Annotated in this window: 18 protein-coding genes and 1 tRNA gene; 10 read left to right on the forward strand and 9 right to left on the reverse strand. The window is 63.8% G+C overall.

Annotated features, from left to right (window positions below):
* Positions 1–155: 155 nt before the first annotated feature.
* The 5 genes from BraRD5C2_RS34525 to BraRD5C2_RS34545 all read left to right on the forward strand — a co-directional run bounded on the left by BraRD5C2_RS34525 (position 156) and on the right by BraRD5C2_RS34545 (position 5,727).
* Positions 156–1,181: a GlxA family transcriptional regulator gene (locus tag BraRD5C2_RS34525; RefSeq protein WP_223976009.1), complete on the forward strand. Its 1,026-nt coding sequence runs from the start codon at positions 156–158 to the stop codon at positions 1,179–1,181.
* Between the two features lie 102 nt (positions 1,182–1,283).
* On the forward strand, positions 1,284–1,811 hold the full coding sequence (locus BraRD5C2_RS34530; protein WP_223976012.1) for a tautomerase family protein: 528 nt from the start codon (positions 1,284–1,286) through the stop codon (positions 1,809–1,811).
* 14 nt (positions 1,812–1,825) lie between these two features.
* Complete coding sequence (locus tag BraRD5C2_RS34535) at positions 1,826–2,809, forward strand: carbon-nitrogen hydrolase family protein (RefSeq protein WP_223976014.1); 984 nt, start codon at positions 1,826–1,828, stop codon at positions 2,807–2,809.
* 344 nt (positions 2,810–3,153) lie between these two features.
* Positions 3,154–4,854 (forward strand): vWA domain-containing protein, encoded by a 1,701-nt coding sequence (locus tag BraRD5C2_RS34540; protein ID WP_223976016.1) that lies wholly within the window; start codon positions 3,154–3,156, stop codon positions 4,852–4,854.
* 387 nt (positions 4,855–5,241) lie between these two features.
* Positions 5,242–5,727 (forward strand): Crp/Fnr family transcriptional regulator, encoded by a 486-nt coding sequence (locus BraRD5C2_RS34545; protein ID WP_223976019.1) that lies wholly within the window; start codon positions 5,242–5,244, stop codon positions 5,725–5,727.
* On the opposite strand, the gene BraRD5C2_RS34550 is transcribed toward BraRD5C2_RS34545, so the two are convergent.
* Positions 5,666–6,493, reverse strand: a complete 828-nt coding sequence (locus BraRD5C2_RS34550; protein WP_223976023.1) for a metallophosphoesterase family protein — start codon at positions 6,491–6,493, stop codon at positions 5,666–5,668. The genes BraRD5C2_RS34545 and BraRD5C2_RS34550 overlap by 62 nt on opposite strands.
* A gap of 399 nt (positions 6,494–6,892) precedes the next feature.
* Positions 6,893–10,813 (reverse strand): histidine kinase dimerization/phospho-acceptor domain-containing protein, encoded by a 3,921-nt coding sequence (locus tag BraRD5C2_RS34555; RefSeq protein ID WP_223976026.1) that lies wholly within the window; start codon positions 10,811–10,813, stop codon positions 6,893–6,895.
* A gap of 361 nt (positions 10,814–11,174) precedes the next feature.
* On the opposite strand from BraRD5C2_RS34555, the gene BraRD5C2_RS34560 reads away from it, so the two are divergent.
* From BraRD5C2_RS34560 to BraRD5C2_RS34575, 4 genes are all read left to right on the forward strand, one after another.
* Positions 11,175–11,573, forward strand: coding sequence for a phasin family protein (locus tag BraRD5C2_RS34560; RefSeq protein WP_223976029.1), 399 nt, complete (start codon positions 11,175–11,177; stop codon positions 11,571–11,573).
* 262 nt (positions 11,574–11,835) lie between these two features.
* Complete coding sequence (locus tag BraRD5C2_RS34565) at positions 11,836–12,273, forward strand: phasin (protein WP_223976032.1); 438 nt, start codon at positions 11,836–11,838, stop codon at positions 12,271–12,273.
* 186 nt (positions 12,274–12,459) lie between these two features.
* A tRNA-His gene (locus BraRD5C2_RS34570) sits at positions 12,460–12,536 on the forward strand.
* 135 nt (positions 12,537–12,671) lie between these two features.
* Positions 12,672–13,217, forward strand: coding sequence for a nuclear transport factor 2 family protein (locus BraRD5C2_RS34575; protein ID WP_223976034.1), 546 nt, complete (start codon positions 12,672–12,674; stop codon positions 13,215–13,217).
* Positions 13,218–13,920: 703 nt separating this feature from the next.
* Here BraRD5C2_RS34575 and BraRD5C2_RS34580 read toward each other — a convergent pair.
* Positions 13,921–14,058: a DUF2934 domain-containing protein gene (locus BraRD5C2_RS34580; protein ID WP_374708079.1), complete on the reverse strand. Its 138-nt coding sequence runs from the start codon at positions 14,056–14,058 to the stop codon at positions 13,921–13,923.
* A 12-nt stretch (positions 14,059–14,070) separates the two neighbouring features.
* A complete protein-coding gene (locus tag BraRD5C2_RS34585; RefSeq protein ID WP_223976037.1) occupies positions 14,071–14,427 on the reverse strand; it encodes a DUF6894 family protein in 357 nt (118 codons plus the stop codon).
* 124 nt (positions 14,428–14,551) lie between these two features.
* Here BraRD5C2_RS34585 and BraRD5C2_RS34590 point away from each other — a divergent pair, with 124 nt between their 5' ends.
* Positions 14,552–15,040: a YciE/YciF ferroxidase family protein gene (locus tag BraRD5C2_RS34590; protein WP_223976039.1), complete on the forward strand. Its 489-nt coding sequence runs from the start codon at positions 14,552–14,554 to the stop codon at positions 15,038–15,040.
* Positions 15,041–16,039: 999 nt separating this feature from the next.
* On the opposite strand, the gene BraRD5C2_RS34595 is transcribed toward BraRD5C2_RS34590, so the two are convergent.
* The 5 genes from BraRD5C2_RS34595 to BraRD5C2_RS34620 all read right to left on the reverse strand — a co-directional run bounded on the left by BraRD5C2_RS34595 (position 16,040) and on the right by BraRD5C2_RS34620 (position 19,001).
* Positions 16,040–16,219 carry a hypothetical protein gene (locus tag BraRD5C2_RS34595; protein ID WP_223976042.1) on the reverse strand — a complete coding sequence of 60 codons (180 nt, stop codon included), beginning with the start codon at positions 16,217–16,219 and terminating at the stop codon, positions 16,040–16,042.
* Between the two features lie 685 nt (positions 16,220–16,904).
* Positions 16,905–17,132 carry a LuxR C-terminal-related transcriptional regulator gene (locus BraRD5C2_RS39785; protein WP_223976044.1) on the reverse strand — a complete coding sequence of 76 codons (228 nt, stop codon included), beginning with the start codon at positions 17,130–17,132 and terminating at the stop codon, positions 16,905–16,907.
* Between the two features lie 614 nt (positions 17,133–17,746).
* Positions 17,747–18,103 (reverse strand): hypothetical protein, encoded by a 357-nt coding sequence (locus tag BraRD5C2_RS34610; protein WP_223976049.1) that lies wholly within the window; start codon positions 18,101–18,103, stop codon positions 17,747–17,749.
* On the reverse strand, positions 18,100–18,558 hold the full coding sequence (locus tag BraRD5C2_RS34615) for a hypothetical protein (RefSeq protein WP_223976052.1): 459 nt from the start codon (positions 18,556–18,558) through the stop codon (positions 18,100–18,102). The genes BraRD5C2_RS34610 and BraRD5C2_RS34615 overlap by 4 nt, the downstream gene beginning before the upstream one ends.
* Entirely contained in the window at positions 18,555–19,001 is a 447-nt protein-coding gene (locus tag BraRD5C2_RS34620; RefSeq protein ID WP_223976054.1) for a hypothetical protein, read from the reverse strand. Before BraRD5C2_RS34620 ends, BraRD5C2_RS34615 begins: the two co-directional genes overlap by 4 nt.
* Positions 19,002–19,163: the final 162 nt, after the last annotated feature.

Genomic DNA, 19,163 nt, shown 5'->3' on the forward strand with positions numbered 1-19,163 from the left:
GGCGATGACAGGTGAGTGGGGACGGAGCATCGCATTCTCGCGGCGTGAGTTACGCGTCGGGCAATCACATAGCGGCCCTAACGGTGGCCGCTGCCGGCGGCTTGCCGGGCCTCGCGCGCAATGGCAGAATTGCCCCATTCTGTGCAAGATCGGACATGGCCATGCCACTCATCCGGATTTGGGTCTATGACGGGATTCTCGCTTCGGGCGTTGCGGGCATTGGCGACGTGTTCACCGCCGCCAATTCGGTGGCGGCGAAGCGGCCGCAGCGTCACAACGGCAAGCCGTCCCAGTTGCGCTGGCGCGTCGAGTCACCCGATGGCCGGCCGGTGCAGACCGCGTCCGGCCAAATCATTGGCGTCGATGGAGCGATCAGCGCGCGCTCTGCGGCGGATGCGGTGGTGATCCCCGGGCCGTTCGTCGGCGATATCGAGCGCTTCTTCGCCCGGCTCGAGACGGTCGAGCCGTTGCTCGCCGCGCTGCGGCGCCAACATGAGCGCGGTACCGTGCTGGCATCCTATTGCACCGGCAGCTTCATCCTCGCCGAAGCCGGCCTGCTCGACGGCCGGGTCGCTACCACCCATTGGGCGAAGGGACGGACATTTGCGATGCGCTATCCGGCGGTGGATCTGCGCGTCGCCGAGATCCTCACCGAGCAGAACCGGATCGTCTGCTCGGGCGCGGTGACCACCTCGCTCAATCTTGCGCTTCGGCTGGTCGAGAAGTTCGCCGGCGCCAATCTGGCCGCGGAGACCGGCAAGCTGATGCTGATCGACGGCAGTCGCGTCTCGCAGGCGCCCTATGCCAGCCGCACGCATGATACCGAGCATTCCGATGCGCTGGTGGCGCGGGCCCAGAGCCTGATGGAGAAGTCGCTGCAACGGGGCTTCAGCCTCGCGAGGCTAGCCCGCGACCTTTCGGTCAGCGAGCGCACGTTGAATCGCCGCTTCAAGCTCGCGGTCGGCGAGGCCCCGCTGCAATATTTGCAGGCGCTGCGCGTCGACGTGGCCAAGCGCCTGATCGAATCCAGGCGGCTGAAGCTCGACACGGTCAGTGCGCGGGTCGGCTACAACGACCTGTCGACCTTTCGCCGCCTGTTCAAGCGCGAAACCGGGCTTTCGCCGCGCGAATACCAGCGCCGGTTTGCGCGTGTCACCGCGCGCATGGCGCCCGCCGGCTGACGACGCCGTGTCCGAATTTGCCCTGAGAATGGCGATACTGCCACTGCTGCCGGAAGCACCTCGCGCATAGACCTCATGCTGGCAACAACAGGAGGTCTCTCAATGCCGATGATCGACGTCACAATTCCCGAAGGAGCTCTGAAGCCGGCAGCGGAAGCGCGGCTGATCAAGGAGCTCGGCGATATCCTGATCGGTCACGAGGGATTCGACCCGGCCAACAAGGTTGCGCAAGGCGTCACCGTCGTGTTCCTGCATCGGCCGGCCGCGGTCTACGTGGCGGGCGAGCTGTCGCCGTCGCCGCGCTATCGCATCGTGCCGACGGTGCCCGAGGGGCAGTACACCGAGGCCTCGCGCGCGGCCCTGGTGAAGGACGTGACCGATGCCGTGGTACGCGCCGACGGCGGTTCGTACGAGGATGTGGCGCAGCAGGTCTGGGTGTTTCCGACCGAGATACCGGATGGCCAGTGGGGCAGCCGCGGCGTCATTCGTCTGCTGCCTGACATTCAGGCCTTCATCGCCGGTGAGCATGAACGCAAGGTCGGCGAAGAGCGCCTTGCACGGCGACGGCGCGTCAAGGCGCTCGAGCTGCTTGCGGGCGCGCTCGATGCTGTCCGCAAGGGCGTCGCGTGAAGCGGCACCCGGCTATGGCAATCGATGCACATTTCAGGCTCGCGGCGATCCAGGCCGCCGCGGTGCCGTTCGATCGCGAGGCGTCGGTGGAGAAGGCCTGTCGCCTGATCCGCGAGGCCGGTGCCATGGGAGCCACGATCGCCGCGTTCGGCGAGACCTGGCTGCCGGGCTATCCGTTCTTCTGCCATGCACCGACCGGGCCGAGCACCTTTCGCGCCATGGCGGAATATCTCGATAGCGCCGTCGAGATTCCGTCGCCCGCCACCGACCGGCTCTGCGATGCGGCAGAGGGCGCCGGGATCGATGTCGTGATCGGCGTTGCCGAGCGCGACGCGACAACGAAGGGCACGGTCTACTGCACGCTTCTGTTCATTGGCCGCGAGGGGCGGATTCTCGGCCGTCACCGCAAGCTCAAGCCGACCTTCAACGAGCGTTCGGTGTGGGCCGATGGCGACGCGGTCGGCCTGCGCGTTCATGAGCGGCCCTATGGCAGGATCAGCGGGCTCAATTGCTGGGAGCACAACACCATGTTGCCCGGCTATGCGCTGGCCGCGCAGGGAACGCAGATCCATGTCGCCGCGTGGCCGGGACGAGAGCCCGCCGTGGCGCCGCCGTCTCCCACGCCGCTGTGGCCGCGACAGCTTTTGCTGTCACGCGCGTTCGCGTCCCAGGCGGGTTGCTACGTCATCGCCGTGGGCGGCATGCGGTCGCACGAGGCGACGCCCGAACGCTATCGCGAGCTGTCGACGATCGAGTGCAGCGGCGACAGCGTGATCATCGATCCACGCGGCGAGGTCATCGCGGGGCCTGCGCAAGGCGAGACCATCCTGATCGCTGAAGGATCGCGGGAGGTTGTTCTCGCCGCCAAGGCGCTATGCGATATCGGCGGTCACTACTCGCGCCCGGACCTGCTCCGACTGATCGTCGACCGTGATCGGCAGGATCGGGTCATCGATTGCGGCTTCGCCGGGCGCGTCGCGCCGGACATGTGGGAGTAGTGCACGGCAGCGTGCAAAGCAGCGTCATCCGTGATGACGCTCACGCCGTCCATCGCGATGCGCGCAACTCTGGAAGCAATTTAATCGCGATTGGCGTGTCGCGTCAGTCCAAACGCGTGTCGCAATAGTCCAAAGGTTCGAACGCAAGTGACGCCAATCAAAGACATTTTGCGTTTCGTCGCGTGCGCGTCGCAATTGTATCGCGCCGGCAATCCGGCCAACAAAAAACAAAATCGGGATCGAAGGAAGGCGCGGCTGTGGCAAGGTGCGAATGGTCTCACGATCTGCCGCGCCGTCGCAGCCGTCTTTGCCCTCCGATTGTCTCCATCATCGAGGATCGATCCGTGATTAAGGTTTTTTGCCGCTCGTTCGTTGCCGGCCTGCTGTCGCTTGGCCTGGCGTTGCTGTCACTTCATGGCGCCCAGGCGCAGGCGCAAGGGCAGGGGACCGACACCATCCTCGTGCTCGATGCATCCGGCTCGATGTGGGGCCTTGTCGACGGGCAGAGCAAGATCTCCGCTGCGCGACAGGCGGTCGATGCGATCCTGTCGAAATGGAATCCCGCCGATCGTCTCGGCGTGATGGTCTATGGCCATCGCTCGAAGGGGGACTGCAAGGACATCGAGCTGATGGTGCCGGTCAGCAAGTTCGATCCGGCCAGGATCAAGGCCGCGATCGACGGCATCAACCCGAAGGGCAAGACGCCGATCTCGGATTCGCTGCGTGCTGCCGCCGAGGCGCTGCACTCGACCGAGAACAAGGCCAACGTGATCCTGGTCTCCGACGGGATCGAGACCTGCGCGCCGGATCCGTGCGCGGCCGCGGCCGAGCTGAAGAAGGCCGGCATCGGCTTCACCGCCCATGTCATCGGCCTCGACGTCGCCGATCCCGCGGCGAAGAGCCAGCTGCAATGCATCGCGCGCGCGACCGGCGGCGTCTATCTCGATGCCGGCAACGCCGCGAGCCTGACCGGGGCACTGACCAAGGCGGTGGCGGCGACGCAAGGCACCAAGGTCGCGAGCGAGGCGCCGCCGAAGCCGGCGGCTGCCGATCCCTATCTCGGCAAGAACCTCCGCGGCGTGGCGCGGCTTGCCGAAGGGCTCGATCCGATCAGCGACGAGGACGTCAACTGGGGCGTCTACAAGCGCGCCGGAGGCGAGAAGGGCGAGCACGTCAACACCTTCTACGGTGCGCCGTTCGCCGACAACATCGCGCCCGGCGACTACATCGTGGAAGTGAGCTACCGGCAGCTCAAGCGCGAGTTTCCGCTCAAGGTCGAGAACGGCAAGCCGACGACGCTCGACGTCATCCTCGATGCCGGCTACGTCACCAGCGAGGGCTCGGTTGCGGGTGGGGCCGGCAAGGTCGACGACGTGGTCTGGCAGGTTTCCGACAAGGGCGGCAGACTGGTCGCGCAGGAATACGACGCGGTGCCGCGCTTCGTGCTCGCCGCGGGCAATTATACGCTGACCCTGACCAAGGGGCAGTCGAAGACCAGCAAGCCGTTCGCGGTCGCCGCGGGTGACTCCAGCAACGTCCAGCTCACCCTCGACGTCGGCAAGCTGATCGTCACCACCACCTATGCCGAGGGCGGCCCCAAGGTCGAGAAGGACCTCGTGGTCGCCGTGCATCAGCCGGCGAAGGCGGACGGTGACGAGGGCGAGAAGGTCGCGCAGGAATACGACGCCGAATCGAAGTTCGATCTGCCCGGCGGCAGCTACGAGGTGATGGTGACGGTCGGCGAGGCCAAGGGCACGGCGCGCGCGGAGGTGAAGTCCGGCGCACCGACCCGGATCACCGTCAACCTCAACGCCGGCGTGGTCGGGATCAAGGCCGACGGCGCCCAGGAGATCGACATCTACGGCGCCGAGCGCGACATCAATGACGAGCGCAAGCGCGTCTCGGTGAGCTATGAGGCGACCTATAACGTCGCGCTCAGCGCCGGCGACTACGTCGCGGTCGCCACCTATGCCGACGGCCAGAAGGCGGAAAAGCCGTTCTCGATCGCCGCCGGCAAGCGCCAGACGGTGGAGATCAAGCAGTAGGGGCGATACGACGTCGCGTCTCTCCCGCCTGTGAGGTGAGCACATCTCTCAGGCTCCCTCTCCCCTTGTGGGAGAGGGTTGCCCCGGGTGCGATAAACGAGGAAAGCCTCGCTCTCGCAATCTCGATCCCGCCGTTCTGCAAATGGAGAGCGCGTGCCGTGTGGTACCCCTCTCCCTAACCCTCCCCCACAAGGGGGGAGGGAAACCCTCCGCCGGTGCGTCCCTAACTGAAAGCGGAGGAGAGTGACGTGAGACCATCTTTGACGCTCCCAGCACGCACGCTCATCCCTCGCCGGCATGCCGACAATTTGGGCAGACCGCCCGGCTAATCCCGTTCACCTCGGCCGCATCTCCGCCTAGTCTGACAGCAGACGGAGATGAAACAGCATGCGAGCGATCCTTGAGCACTGCACCGGCGGCAACAGGCGCAGCCTGCCGGCCGGCACGGAGTTCATCGAGGAGGGCGGCCAGACAGGTCATCTGTTCGTGCTGCTCGAGGGCAAGGTCGAGGTCGTGAAGGGCGACAGTCTGGTCGCGGTGATCGAAGAGCCCGGCGCGGTGTTCGGCGAGATGAGTGTTCTGCTCGACAGGCCGCACAGCGCAAAGGTGCGCGCGGCGTCCGACTGCGTCCTGTACGAGTTCGACGATGCGGCGTCGTTCCTGCGCGAGCAGCCCGCGGTGGCGCTGCTGATCGCGCAGCTATTGGCGCAACGGCTGCACGTCGCCACGACCTATCTTGCCGATCTGATGCATCAATATGCCGATCACGGCACCCATCTGGCGATGGTCAGCGAAGTGCTGCAAAGCATGATCAACCTACCGCCGATGCAGGTCGCGCCAGGCTCGGATCGGCAATCCGATCCAAGGATGTGAGCCAGTCCGGCGCCTCGCTGAGCGGCGTTGCCGGCCGATGCAGGGGCGCGTTGAGATCGACGATCTGCGCGTCGCCGGCGGCGAGCCAGAAGGCTTTCTCCTGGGTGAGATCGAGCACGATGTAGACCGGCGGCCGGCCCGGCTGCAGCCCGGTATTGAACACCCAGGTGGTCCCGATCCGGTCGAACCAGGAGCCGTTCGGGATGAACGGCGATTGGTGCACATGGCCCGAGATCACCGTCGTCGGACGGTGGCGCTCGATCCAGTGCAGCAGCTCGACGTCGCCGAAGAAGCGCTTGCCGCCCCAGCTGATCGGCGAATCCGCCGGCGGGGCGTGATGCACCCAGACCCAGCGGCGGTGCGGGATGGCGGCGGCCTTGCGCAGCTGGTCGTCGATCCGCGCCTTGACCATCGGGCCGTCCCACCACGGGCACACCGTGAACAGCGTGTCGCCGATCGTCAGGTTGTCGCCGTCGCAGGCGACGCCGAATTCCCTGACGGCGGCGACCCATCGCGCGACCTTCTCGCCTTCCGCGTTGCGCTCGTCGAGGTCATGATTGCCCGAGCAGAAGATCACGCGCGTGAGGCCGGCGAGCCGCGCGAGGTATTTCGTGACGACGACGATCTGGGCGCGGAAATCCACCGCCGAGCCGAGGTTGAGCGCGTCGCCGGCGAAGATCACGAGATCGAATTGCGGCGCGGCCGCCAGCAGCCAGTCGAACTGCGGCAATGAATAATGCAAGTCGGCGACGACGAGGCAGCGCATCCGCCAGATCCAGATGCCCGGAAAGCGGGCTGGGTTCGCAAGATAATGAATTTCAAACAAGCGGAATTGCAGCAAGATTTATGCCGTGCCGCACGGGGCCAAGCGCGACAGATTCCCGCAGTGAGGTAGGTACGCTGGCCAGGCTCCCTCTCCCCTTGTGGGAGAGAGTGGGGAAAGGGGTGGCCCCGAGCGAGATGATTAAGGTGAGGCTCGCTTTCGCAATCTCGATCGTGTGGCGTTGCTGGATTGAATGGAGAGAGCGTGCCGCGTGGCACCCCTCTCCCTAACCCTCTCCCACAAGGGGAGAGGGAACCCTTCCGCTATTGCGTTCCTCACGCGACCGGCGGGAGACGATAAACATCACACGCACGCTAAAAAACACCAGCTGCACGCCGCCGCTCACGCCCTCGCCGCAGCATGCGAGAACACGATCTCGATCAGCGTGCCGGTGCGGCCGCCGGTCTTGATCTGGAATTTGGCGCGGTTGGCTTCGACCAACGCCTTGGTCAGCGACAGGCTGACGCCGCCGGAGCCGGCATGATCTGACGGGGTCGGTGCGCGGAACGGCTCCAGCGCGGCGGCGACCTCGTTGTCGTTGAGGCTCTGGCCGGTGTCGCGCACGCGCAGCATCACCTCGCCGAAATCCGACAGCGCGGTCGAGACGATCACCTGGCCGCCGGCATTGGCGAGATGGATCGAGTTGCCGATCAGGTTCAGCGTGATCTGGCGCAGTGCGCGGGCGTCGGCGATCACCGGCGGCAGCGTGTGCGCGAGCGAGGTGCGGATGATGATGCGCTCGCGGTTGGCCTGCGGCTGCATCACGGCGACGCAGCTCTCGACCATCTCGTTGAGGTTCTGGCTGGCGAAGGCGAGGTCGAGCTTGCCGGTCTCGATCCGCGACAGATCGAGCAGGTCGTTGACGATGGCGATCACCCGCTCGCCGGAGGCGCGGATGTCCTTCATATATTCGACATAGCGCTCGTTGCCGAGCGCGCCGAAGCGCTCTGATATCATCACCTCGGCAAAACCGATGATGGCATTGAGCGGCGTGCGCAGCTCGTGGCTGATCCGCGCCAGCATGTCGGATTTGCCGTTGGCGGCGCGCTCAGTGAGCCGCCGCGCCTCGCGCAGTTCGCCCTCGCTCTTCCTGGTCTGGGAGAGATCGCGGAACACGGCGAAGAAGTTCGGGCCGTCGGCGCGGGTGCGGCCCATCGTCACCGACAGCGGAATGATGCCGCCCTGGCGGACGCGGCCGAGCGTCTCGCGGCCGTGGTCGAGCAGGCTGGCGACGCCGGCCGATTTCACGCTGGTGAGATAGTCGAAGATGCCGTGCTGGCTCTCCGGCGCGAACAGGTCGGCGAGATTATGCGTGATAAACTCGTCGCCGTCATAGCCGAACAGCGCTTCCGCGCTGCGGTTGCAGGAATGGATGTTGCCCTCGGCATCGAACATGATGATGCCTTCGGCCGCGGTGTCGAGGATCGCGCCGAGCTCCTCGGCGTCGGCGTGGCCGGCCTGCGGCGGTAGCGGCGCAAGCACCGGCTCCACGGCAGCAACAGGCTCCGGATCGGGCGCAGGATCGGACAGCGCGGCCGCGACCGCGGCGTCTTCGTCCAGCGTGCGCGAGAAGATCAGCGCCAGCGCGGAATCGTCGTCCCAGGTGATGGTGTGCAGCCGCGCCTCGGCGGACACTGACTGCGCGCCGTCGTCTGCGTTCTGGTTCGCGGAGATCGTCACCGGCGTGCCGGTGGCCGACGTGCTGCTCGCCTGCGAGACGCCGGGTTCGACATAGAGCGCGTCGAGCCCGCCGGCGGCTTCCAGTGCGTGCAGGCTGTCATAGCCCATGCGGGCGAGGAAGGTGTGGTTAGCATAGAGCAGGCGGTCGAGCCTGTAGATCAGGATGCCGACCGGCAGCAAATCGAGCAGTGCGCGGTCGCGCCGGGACTCTCCGCGCGGTGCAGGCTCCGTCGCGACGAGCCAACCGGCCTTTGGCGTGTCGGCTGGCGTATCGAGCTGCGCGATCGCTTCTTGCAGCGGCGACGCCTCCGCCTCCGGTTCGCTGGCGGGTGGCGCTTCGGCAACCGTCTCCGTGGCGGCGCGCTCGTTCGTCGTCGCGGTGAGGCCGGCCTCGCTTTCGAGCCGCGCAGACAATTGACGCGCGAGCTCGTTGAAGGCGTTGTTCTCGACCGGCGTCAACGACGGCGGCCGCGTATCGCCGGCAAGGCGGAACGGCAGCACATTCTGCGGCGGGTCGTGGCGCACGTCGTGCGCTCCCTCCTGCGTTCCTCCTGTCGTTTCTTGCGGCGTTTCCACGGCGTGATCCGGATCGGCTTGGTGTGAAGTCTCTGCTGCGCTCGGTTCGGTCAATTCCTCGGGTGGTGCTGCGGTCGGGTCGGGCGGCGGAGCAACATCATGCGGTGCGGCGGGCCCGGGCGGCGCGGCGGTGCGCGGCGCCGGCGCGACATCGGCCGACAGCGATCGCGGCGCGATCGCGCCGCTGAAGAACTCATAGCGGCGCAAAGCGGCGAGTCGCGCAAGCCCGTCGAGGTCGCGACACACACCAAAGCCGCGGTAGCCGGCGAAATTCCGATTGCGGTCAAACACCGGCAGGCCGGACAATTCGACCGGCAGCCGGCCGCCACCGTCGACCGGCCAGTGCAGCGTGATCCCGCTCCAGGTGTCGCGGCTGGCGAACGCCTTGAGGACGCGGCCCTCGGGATCGACGCCAAAGCTCTCGGCGATGTCGCTCCAGAGACGGCCGAAGCTGGCCGCGGTGTGCAGGCCGATCAGGCGGGTGAATTCGTCGGAGCCGAGCGAGAACCGGGCCTCATGGTCCATCTGCCACATGAAGCGCAGCGGATGCCGCCGCACCGGCAACGGCTCGTCGAGCCAGGATGGCGGCGTCACCGGCGCCAGTGTCGCGGGTGCCGGCTCGGCGGCAGGCGGCGGAGCCGGCGCATCCGCGATCGCATAAGGCGAGGGCACGGCGTTGGCCGGCGGCGGCGATGTTTCCGAAGCGGGCGCGTGTGCGGTCTCTTCGAAATCGGGAGTAGGTTCAGCTGCAGGCTCTTCGACCTGTGTCGCAGCGGGCACCTCGATCAGCGCTTCCGATAGCGGCTCCTCGACCGCGGCGGTTTCGTCAGGCGTGGTGTCGAGAGGCGTGGTCTCGGCCGGTGCTTGCTCTGCAAGTGTCAGTTCTGCCGACGCGAGCAGTGGAGCAAGGTGCGTGGGCTGTTCGACCTGCGCCTCAGCGGGCACTTCGATCAGCGCTTCCGATAACGGCTCTTCGACGGCGGCAGTTTCGTCCGGCGTGGTATCGAATGCCACGGTCTCGATGGGCGCGCGCTCCACGTGCGTCCCTTCTGACGCGGAAGACGGAGCAACGTCCGCAGGTTCGGATTCAGTCGCGCTCACGATCGGCTCGGCTGCGGCTTGTTCTTCCGCGGGCGGATCCAGCGCATCGAACAGCGTGAAGGTGGCCGGCGCTTCGCTGACCGGCGTAGCGGTTTCTTCATGCGCGGTTGGCAGTTCGACAGCGGCAGGCGCTGGTGGCTGCTCGACTGTCGCGGCCTGTTGCGGCGCTGCTGCCGCTACCGGTGCTTCCGGTGCAGCCGTCTCCGGCGCAACCGGCTCAACCACGATCGGCGCTGCGGGTTTGGCGGCGAGATGCGCCGCCGGCTTGATCAGTGCGATCAGCGCGCGGTCGGCACCGTGGCCGATCCGCTGCAGCACGACGCGGCCGATCGCAACGCTCGCCGCCGCGCGGCCCTGCGCCAGCGCTTCGTCGCGCGCGGCATCGAGGCCGGCTTCGGTGAGATCGTGCAGACCGGGCAGCGGACGCGCTGCCTCGTTGGTTGCGACCAAAAGTCCGTCGCCGTTGAAGGCGGCCGCCGGACGCGGCAAGCCCTGCACCAGCCGCAGCAAGCGCTCGTTGAGCGGCACGGTGCGGCCAGACGCATTGAGCGCGCTCATCAGGATGCCGTGGCTGCCGTCGGATAGCTCGATGCGCCTGCAGCCGCAGGTCGCGAGCATGCCGGGCGCCGCGCCGAAGCCGCGCAGCCGCTCCAGCCGCACCGCGCCGCTTGCGTCGAGGCTGGGACCGAGCCGCGCGACCTGGCGCCGATGCGGATCGGCCGGTCCGAAGGCGCGCTTCGCCAGCTCGGCGGCATTGGCGGCACCGAATACCTGCGCGCCGACCGGATTGGCCCACAGAATCCGCGCGCCGTCGGCCGACCACAGCCATGCCGGCAGGGCGCCCGACGCATGGTCGGCCAGCCGCACGTCGCCGAGCGCCTGGATCTGGAATTCCGCGTCACTCATCACGCAAGATTTGACCGCATGGTTTGGCTTCTTCCTTAGCTTGGCCGGAGCGCCGGCGGCCGCAGGACGACAGCCTTAACAGAAGGTTAGTATCGCAACTGGGGGGCGGCAGGTCCATGTCCGCGGCCAGGGTGTCCCGGCTTAAGCCGGGATAACGTTAACTTGGCTGAACGACCACAGCCGTTTGGCGTTGTCAGGCAGAGAGGCGGCTGCGACAGCGTGTTGCGGGGCCAGGGCGGCGGCGCGTCACACCTGCGATTGCAGTGCCGCGATATGTTCCGCCGTCCATTCTACCTTGTATCCTAACCCGGGCCCGCAGGGCCAACCCGGCGGGCCGATCACCAAGCGAGGGAGAGCGACCATGAGCGACAACGGGCGTGACCAGTTCGAGATCCCCAAATTCGAGATCCCCAAGGACATGCGGTCGATGGCGGAGGCGAGCTTCGATCAGGCGCGCAAGGCTTTCGACCAATTCGTGACCAATGCGCGGGACACCGCCGGCAAGTTCGAGGAGCGCAATGCCACGATGCGCGCCGGCGCCAAGGAGCTTTCTACCAAGGCGCTGTCCTACGCCGAGAAGAACGTGCAGTCGTCGCTGGACTACGCCCAGTCGCTGCTTAAGGCCAAGGACCTCACCGAGGTCATGCGGCTGCACAGCGAATATGTGCAGGGCCAGATGCGCTCGCTCGCCGAGCAGGCCAGCGAAATGGGCCAGGCGGTCAGCCGTGCCGCGATGGATGCGGTCAAGCCCAAGAGTTGACGAAGAGCTGAAGGGTTGTGGCAGGCCCAATCCTGGTCGGGCGCGGTAATCCCATATTCCGCCACATAAAAAATGTGGCGTCGCACGCGATCTTACGTTGCGTTGCACAAAATTGACATGATATGGGTGTTTATTAGGCGCGCCCGACGAAGGGCACTCCCGTGAATCAAGGCAGCGTGATCCATTCAACGTTCCCGGCCCTTGTGTCTCCGGGACGTCCGCAATGGTCACATCTACTCAACCGTTGCGAAGGATTACACGTATGACCAACCCGTCCGATCCGTTCTCCGCCTCGATCATCCCGTTCGAGGTTCCCGAGCAGATGCGCGCGTTCGCCGAAAAGGGCGTGCTGCAGGCCCGCGACAGCTACGCCAAGTTCAAGGACGCTGCCGAGACCCACAACTCGACCGTCGAGGCCGTGTTCACCTCGATGAACAAGGGCGCCACCGCGTATTCGGCCAAGCTGATCGAGTTCTTCAAGGCCAACACCACCTCGTCGCTCGACTTCGCCCAGGAGCTGTTCAGCGTGAAGTCGCCGACCGAAGCGGTCGAGCTGTGGACCTCGCACACCCGCAAGCAGTTCGAGACCTACACCGCGCAGGCCAAGGAATTGGCCGAACTCGGCCAGAAGGTCGCCAGCGAGACCGCCGAGCCGATCAAGGCCAGCGCCTCGAAGTTCTACCAGCAGCCGGCCGCCTGATCGCAGCCTGCATGAGATAGCGGAAGGCCCGGGCCGATGCGGTCCGGGCCTTTTTGCTGGACGGGGGCCGTGGAGTGGCCCGAGATAAGAGCGGAAATCAGCGCGTTACGGCCTTGCCAAAGGCGGGCGTTGCACCTAGTTTCCGCCGAAATCGCCGCCCCCTTTTGCGGGGCCGTGCGCCAGGATGCAGTTGTAGCTCAGTTGGTTAGAGCGCCTGTCTGTGGAACAGGAGGTCGGTGGTTCGAGCCCACCCAACTGTACCAAAGAAATCAGACAGTTACGAAGAACATCGAAGGCTTGCAAATTGTCGTAGCTACCACATAGCTACCACGGCAGCAGAGGGCGCATTGCGCTCGTTAGTGCGCGACCGAATTTCATGGCGCGTCGTGCAGATGCCAATGCGTAACGCCAGCAGGTGCGCGATCGGGATACTTTATGAGCAGCCGCCCCGAGCTGGCATTTACTGTGGGCGCGAAAGCGATGGAGCGAAGAAGCGTCCGTCCTGCGACGAAGTCTCCCAGATCATGCGAATCATAATCCTGGGTCGCAAATTCGAGTCTCTCTCCCGCTGCCACAATTCTCAAAAAATCAGTGAGCTCGGGCCTCTGTTTCGAATTCTTGCGATTGCGCAGGCCGCTGCGGTTGATTGGCTGGACGCCTACCGCGCTGGCGAACTCGACGACGTCCTCGGCATGTTTGCCGATGCAGCGGTGATCCATTGCGTTTGTGGAGGTCAGAAGACATTGACCGGCGGGGAAGCGCTCCGCGCTTATTGGGTTGATAGGTTTAAGCGTTACCCAGCCCTTGGACTTCACGATCTCAAGCCAAGTCAAAATGAAGTCGCTATTTCCTACATCACAACCAGCGGCTTTGTGAGCGCGGTTCTGGCTTTCGATGCCGCCGGGCAGATCAAGTCCGTTAGCTGCCGCCCCTTAGCTTCCTAAATTAACCAAGACAATTCTTTCGGGGTCAGTTTTCAAACTAACCCACTACTTAGCGCCGGGTGTGGGCATTTTGATTGTGACACCGTTCCGGGGCTGGAAAATGAACAGGGCGACGCGGAGCATATTCAAGAGATGACTCCAAGAGATAGCTTTAAAGCCTACCTGCGTTGTCCGACCTGCGGGCGCACTGGGATAGCCGATCTTTCGGAGCTTGATGGCTATTCCTATAGACCGGGCGAGACGACAATGGTCGAGCACCTTCCGAGGGGCTTCAAGATTATCAACCGGCCCAGCGGCCTCGCCAGCATCGACCTGTTCTGCGAAAAGTGCGACGTATCAGCAATCACCAAAGACAATAAACCGCTTGGTTAGCCCTCCGAAGCGCCCCAGAGACCCCAGCTCGCCAAGGCGATATCGATATCGCCTGACCCACTACCTAGCGCCGGGAGGTGCCCTACGCGAGCAGCATGTAGATCAGGGCGCTGGTTACGATCGCCACCCAGACCAGCCATAGACGGTAGTAGAGCAGGTCGCGGTTAGTGAGCGACATGCTACTAAGCGGCAATCTTCAGGTGGCGGAGCCGCTTGCGAAGAACCGTTCCCGCGATGATCTCGCCGAAGGTGAGACTTAGGTGCCGGCGATTTTGGCTCGATCATATCTGCCTGGCATCAGGCTTTCAGGATCTCTGGATGCACGTAGTCTTCACAGATTGTCGGGGGTCCGCAGAGGTGAGCCCTTATCTTCGTTAAGCAATTCTTGCTCGGCCAGATGCCAGAACTCGTCATCCCGTCCTTCCGGCCGTTTCCCAGAGCCGGTAGGCGCGCGCTGCCACCACTTCATCGATACGCTCGTTCAAAGGTTACCTCCCGCAAAAGATGATGCGAGGGGGATCTGGAAGAGTTCTGTGTCCTGTTCGTCACGGACCGAAATGAAGTTGCCTTCCCTGATCATCTCGGGCTTTTCCGTCCCGATACGGTGCGCCATGAACTCACCGTGCGCTTTGGCCTCATCGGTAGATGCGCACTCTTGTCCGATCACGTCATGCGCTGAGATTTCGCCAGCGAGGTGGAAGAAAAAGCGGCTCGAGCCCTTTGGTAGTTCGTGCACATAACTTGGCTCGACTTTGACTGCCAGCCGCTCGTGAGCATGATCCAACGGCTGTTCCTTGCCCATTCCAATCCTGGCGATGCCTTGGCTATTGTGTTGCATGTCGTCCTCCTTTCTCCGGCAACGCACACAGGATGCGAAGGGTTACAATGGCCATTCCGAGCTTTGGAACTTCGATCAGAGGCCCATGTTGGCTCCTTGAAATCTTTCCAAACAGGAGCTGACTATGGCCGAGAAAGACCTGAGCGACCTTTTCGTCGACACCCTCAAGGACATCTACTACGCGGAGAAGCAGATCTATAAGGCGCTGCCCAAAATGGCGAAGTCAGCAGCGTCTGACGAACTGCGGGCTGCATTTGAGAAGCACCACGACGAGACGGAGGTGCAGATCGAACGGCTGGAGAAGATCTTCGAGATCATCGGGAAGCCGGCGCGCGGTAAGAAGTGCGACGCGATCGAGGGTATACTCGACGAAGGCAAGGAGATCATGGACGAGTATGCCGACAGTCCGGCGCTTGATCCCGGTCTCCTCGCGGCGGCGCAAGCAGTGGAGCATTACGAGATCTCCCGCTACGGGACCTTGAAGACCTGGGCAGATCAGCTAGGCCACAAGGATGCGGTTAAGCTGATTGACCAGACGTTGGCGGAGGAAAAGAAGACGGACGAAACCCTCAGCGAGATCGCGGTCACGGCGGTAAATGCCCAAGCGGCCTAAGGCGCGTAGCGACAAGAAGCCGCCCCGGTCGAGTGTCGGGGCGGCTTTGGCTTTTGGAACTGCAACATTGCAGTTGTTAGCGCTTCGCAGGCGGCCCGCTCTTGTTGCCGGGCAACCCTTGTACGTTCGACGGGTCCTGCCGCTGTACGTGCTCGTTCTGAGGATTCGACCCTACCGTCGTGATGGACCGGTTCGGCGAGGTCGCGGTCCGCCCAGCAGCGCCCGTCTTGCCGCTGCAGCGCTGACGCATGGCTCAACAGGTGACGGGGGCCGAAATGATCGCGGCCGATCCCGCCCATCGGCGTCGGAGAGTCTGCAAGGAATGCCAGGTAAGTGCCGAGTTTGGCCCGGCGCAGGCCCGTTCTTGTTTCCTGCCGCGCCGGATATGCCGGTGCCGGAATTCTGCACGCTCGGTGCGTTGCTGACTCCCGCCGAATTGCTTGGTGCGCCTGGACGTCCCGGAGGCGTTGCGGCCGCTCCCGGATTAGTCTGGTCTCCTACGTACCCGGACTCACCGGAATTGCGCGTTTTCGCGCCCTTGTCGGCCTCACTCTGTTGGTTCTGGGCGATCAGCAGACATTGATCGCGGTCCGGCCACGCTTCCCAAAGGCAAGAGGAGAGTCAGAGCAGTCAGCCATCGCTGGGCTCTCGTCCGCGGTTTCGTCGAACTGAAGCACGGCAGTGCGCAGATCAACGCAGTGGCGCGCAGCGACCGCTCTAAGCTTTTCGCGTTTTTCGATCGCGGCCGGCGGAATCTTGAAGTTGTCCTTGCCGTAGTTGTAGCGCGGGCACCCACTGAGGCAGCCAGAAAGGCTCACTCACCATGCAGCCGAAGATCAAAGAGCATATGTGCCCAGGCTGCGATGGTGGGTGTCCAGCCGATTGCGCAAGCGGCGCAGCCGGGTCGCAGAATCTACCCGGTCAAATGCGCGGCCTGCGAAGGCAAAGGCAAAATCAGGGATAGGGTTAACTGAGGCGGCCTTACTTCCCTCGCCGATGCTAGGCCAGTCTGTAGAAGCCGTCGCTTTCAGCAACGAGCTTGCGCTCTTCCACCAGCGCATCCACCCATGCGGACGGAATCACAAACTTGCCGCCATCCGGCATCCTGAGCTCCGCACGGTCGGATTCGCGGTGCAGCTTCGCGCCAAGCTTTAACTGCTGTTCGATAACAGACGCCATTTGACGCGAGCCCAGTAAGGAGCACCTCAAGGATACCACCCAAATCGCCCAATTCCGAAACCAGCCACGGGATCGAAAAGGTCTAGTTAGGTCATTAGCCCACGGAGAACCACGAAAGGCCGGGACGCCTTGCGGCGAGAGAGGCCGCCAACTGAGGCGCCCGGGACCAAAGCTATGCCGCCTGTTTGAAAATCTTACAGGCGGCATGGCCTTCCAGCCCGAGAGGGTATTAACAAAATCCCGGATATCGATGCGTCCTGCGGTACTGGCGAAAGGTTCAGCCCTTTTGCTGGGTGCGGCAATTATTCCTTGCCCGGATGTAGTTCGCGCTTCTGAGCTTCGTGCCCAGCGATCAATCGCTCGATGCCGTCTAGGGTCTGCCGGTCTGTGATGTTATGGGCGAGTGCGCCGTAATGAGCGCTTTTCCTATCCAACTCAATGCACTTCGCGCACATGAGGCGCCCTCCCGTCTTGAAGGCGGGAGCGCAGGGAACTCTCAGCCACCGGCGCCTAGGGCATTCCTTAGCCGATGATGGACTCCCAATAGAGGCGCCGGACATTGGTTCCTGAGGCTCGAAGAACCGCGTCTACCGCCCGAGCGACCCAGCAACCATTGGGGGCCTGTACCAGTGAGGAAGGCTGGTTGCTGGGGCCATCTACCGGCCCGATGCGGCGAGCCAGTTCTTCATGGTGGAGCGACTATTAGTGACGACGGCCATCGAGCCAATCTTTCCGCTGCATCCACGATCTGGTCTTGAGACTGGACTTTCAGTTTCCTGAGTAAGCGAAGGCGCTGGACGGCCACCTGTGCTTTTGTCCCGCCGATCTGCGCGGCAATCTCCGCATCACGCCGCCCGAGAGCCATGCGCCTCAGGAGCTTCTTTTCGCGTGGGCTCAGTATGACCGCTGTCACGACGCGAACAGGGCAATTCCAACGATGATGAGCGGGCTCAGTCCGAAGAGTACGACCCAAACACTTTCAAGTAGGTCTTTGACCATGGTACAACCTCTGCGTTGAGGCGGAGCCTACGCGCATGCAACTCGCGAAGACAGTGCAATTCGCGCCAAAGTGAAACAAAGATCGCCAAGCGGTCCCCAAGCGCTATCTGAGAAAGAGCCAAGCCACGCTGGCGATCAGCGCCACAAACGACACCGCCGCTGCGCAGACAAAGGCGGTCTCGATGCCGTCGAATTCATATGGGTTCGTTGACATCGTCGTGCTCCTAAATTGGAGCGCGTGGCCCGGGAGACATCAGCCACTCGGTCAAATGAGCGGTGGTCTCGTTGTGCCGCGCCTTTCTCAGCAATGCTTCCCGCTCTCGACATGGGGGGAGTTTTTTAGCTCGCTGGCGCAGCTCTCGGGCTTCCCGGGTGAGACGTTCTTCAAGGGCGAGAATCTGAATGGCCCGGCGTCGTCGTCGCTTCATGACACCTACCTCGTCTTACGGGTCCTAACCGTTGGGTGTGAGTTCCACGAATCCTAATATGCGCACGGTCGGCGTTCAGTTCCAAAGTGAACATTAGTTTTTAGGAACTTTGTTCACCTACGGAGAAACCCCGGTAACCCATGAAATTCTCTGCACGCAGCGGTGCAGCCGGGGGCAGGGCGCTGGCGTTTCTTATGAGAAACATGTCTTTCGCGGCCTCTTTCATTCGCACGAACGTTCCGCTCTCGTGGTACTCGAGCCAGCCTTGCTCCCTCGCGTCCGTGAGACCTGCCCAATATTCGGCCGGCGTCGCCTTGTCCTCATCGATCATTGGCCGGTTGATCTTCTCGATGTAAATCCTGCCGTCCTGAATCGGCACGAATGCGTGAGCGTGCTCCATGATCCTGCGGGCAGCCTTCTCAGAGTCGGCCCACGGGCGCTCATCCTTCAGTTTCATCGGCGAATTCTATCCTTCTTTTGGGCGGCATAAATGTGCTGGCGGTGCACGTGGCTCTCGGCCGGCCGGTGGCTATCAAACATCACGCCGCAGGGACAGCGCATCAGCGACGATGGTTGTTGAGAAGGCAATTTTTCGCCGCGCGCCCACATTGCCTGCTTGCGCTCGGTCCAGTCGCGCTGGTCTCGCCAGGCCTGGAAGTCGGCCTCAGTCAGGGTCGGCAGCAGCAGCTGCCATTCCGCTTCGAACGCCGTGCGCGCCTGCTCAAAGGTCTCGGCCGGCCCGCCGGTCAATCGGTCGCAACCGGGATGGAAGCCGCATTTCCATTCCCATTGATCGGCATGGTTCGGCACACCGGCTCGCAGCCCGATCGAGCCGATGCAGACGTCGTCGTAAAAGATATTCCATTTCTCCCGAGCCGACTCCTTGTCGCGCCGGCGCGTCAGCTCGTTCACGACTCGTCTCCAGTCGGCGAGCGTTGCCGCAACTGCAGCAACTCGGCAGTCGGACGCTTGCCTACCTTGCGGCACTTCTGGCAGCGCAGTCTGCCGGTGAGGTCGTGAACGTGGGTCGTAGCGACATGGGGCAGGGCAGCGAGGTCGACAGCACGCGGCGTCATGCACCGCGAGCACTTGATCTCGAGCCACGGATAGCCGGCGTTGATGGCCTGGTCGATCGAGGGCGACGGGTCGACCGGACCGCCGTCCGCCCACATCCTCTCGTTCCAGCTCTCGCACAGAAGGTCGTCGGCCTCGCGGATCAGGTCCTCGCCGGCGGCGCGCTTCTCGGCTGATCGCGCGGCGAGAATGGTGGTCACGGCCGGGGCGCGCGCCAACTCCTTGGTCAATGCCTTACGGTTGCCGCCGGATAGAGGTGTGGGATGGTGTTTTGAGGCCATAGGCTTTATTTTCCCGCTGAATCGGGCGAGCGGGAAGTCGCTAGAGATTGTCGAGTGGCCTCGGTGCCCCGCTAGAAGTTGGTCAATCGGGCGCTGGTTCCTGAGTTCGAGTCGATCAGGACGGACGATGTCCCGTAGGACTGGGGCAGGTCCGCGGTCGTT

This window comes from Bradyrhizobium sp. RD5-C2, from assembly GCF_019972155.1.
Lineage (GTDB): Bacteria > Pseudomonadota > Alphaproteobacteria > Rhizobiales > Xanthobacteraceae > Bradyrhizobium.

Excerpts from the sequence above, each read along its gene's own strand:
- BraRD5C2_RS34525 (WP_223976009.1), top strand. The coding sequence starts at position 156 with ATGGCCATGCCACTCATCCGGATTTGGGTCTATGACGGGATTCTCGCT.
- BraRD5C2_RS34610 (WP_223976049.1), bottom strand. The coding sequence starts at position 18,103 with ATGAAACTGAAGGATGAGCGCCCGTGGGCCGACTCTGAGAAGGCTGCC.
- BraRD5C2_RS34565 (WP_223976032.1), top strand. The coding sequence starts at position 11,836 with ATGACCAACCCGTCCGATCCGTTCTCCGCCTCGATCATCCCGTTCGAG.
- BraRD5C2_RS34620 (WP_223976054.1), bottom strand. The coding sequence starts at position 19,001 with ATGGCCTCAAAACACCATCCCACACCTCTATCCGGCGGCAACCGTAAG.
- BraRD5C2_RS34575 (WP_223976034.1), top strand. The coding sequence starts at position 12,672 with ATGCGTAACGCCAGCAGGTGCGCGATCGGGATACTTTATGAGCAGCCG.
- BraRD5C2_RS34585 (WP_223976037.1), bottom strand. The coding sequence starts at position 14,427 with ATGCAACACAATAGCCAAGGCATCGCCAGGATTGGAATGGGCAAGGAA.
- BraRD5C2_RS34550 (WP_223976023.1), bottom strand. The coding sequence starts at position 6,493 with ATGCGCTGCCTCGTCGTCGCCGACTTGCATTATTCATTGCCGCAGTTC.
- BraRD5C2_RS34595 (WP_223976042.1), bottom strand. The coding sequence starts at position 16,219 with ATGGCGTCTGTTATCGAACAGCAGTTAAAGCTTGGCGCGAAGCTGCAC.
- BraRD5C2_RS34530 (WP_223976012.1), top strand. The coding sequence starts at position 1,284 with ATGCCGATGATCGACGTCACAATTCCCGAAGGAGCTCTGAAGCCGGCA.
- BraRD5C2_RS34535 (WP_223976014.1), top strand. The coding sequence starts at position 1,826 with ATGGCAATCGATGCACATTTCAGGCTCGCGGCGATCCAGGCCGCCGCG.
- BraRD5C2_RS34545 (WP_223976019.1), top strand. The coding sequence starts at position 5,242 with ATGCGAGCGATCCTTGAGCACTGCACCGGCGGCAACAGGCGCAGCCTG.
- BraRD5C2_RS34555 (WP_223976026.1), bottom strand. The coding sequence starts at position 10,813 with ATGAGTGACGCGGAATTCCAGATCCAGGCGCTCGGCGACGTGCGGCTG.
- BraRD5C2_RS34580 (WP_374708079.1), bottom strand. The coding sequence starts at position 14,058 with ATGAAGTGGTGGCAGCGCGCGCCTACCGGCTCTGGGAAACGGCCGGAA.
- BraRD5C2_RS34560 (WP_223976029.1), top strand. The coding sequence starts at position 11,175 with ATGAGCGACAACGGGCGTGACCAGTTCGAGATCCCCAAATTCGAGATC.
- BraRD5C2_RS34590 (WP_223976039.1), top strand. The coding sequence starts at position 14,552 with ATGGCCGAGAAAGACCTGAGCGACCTTTTCGTCGACACCCTCAAGGAC.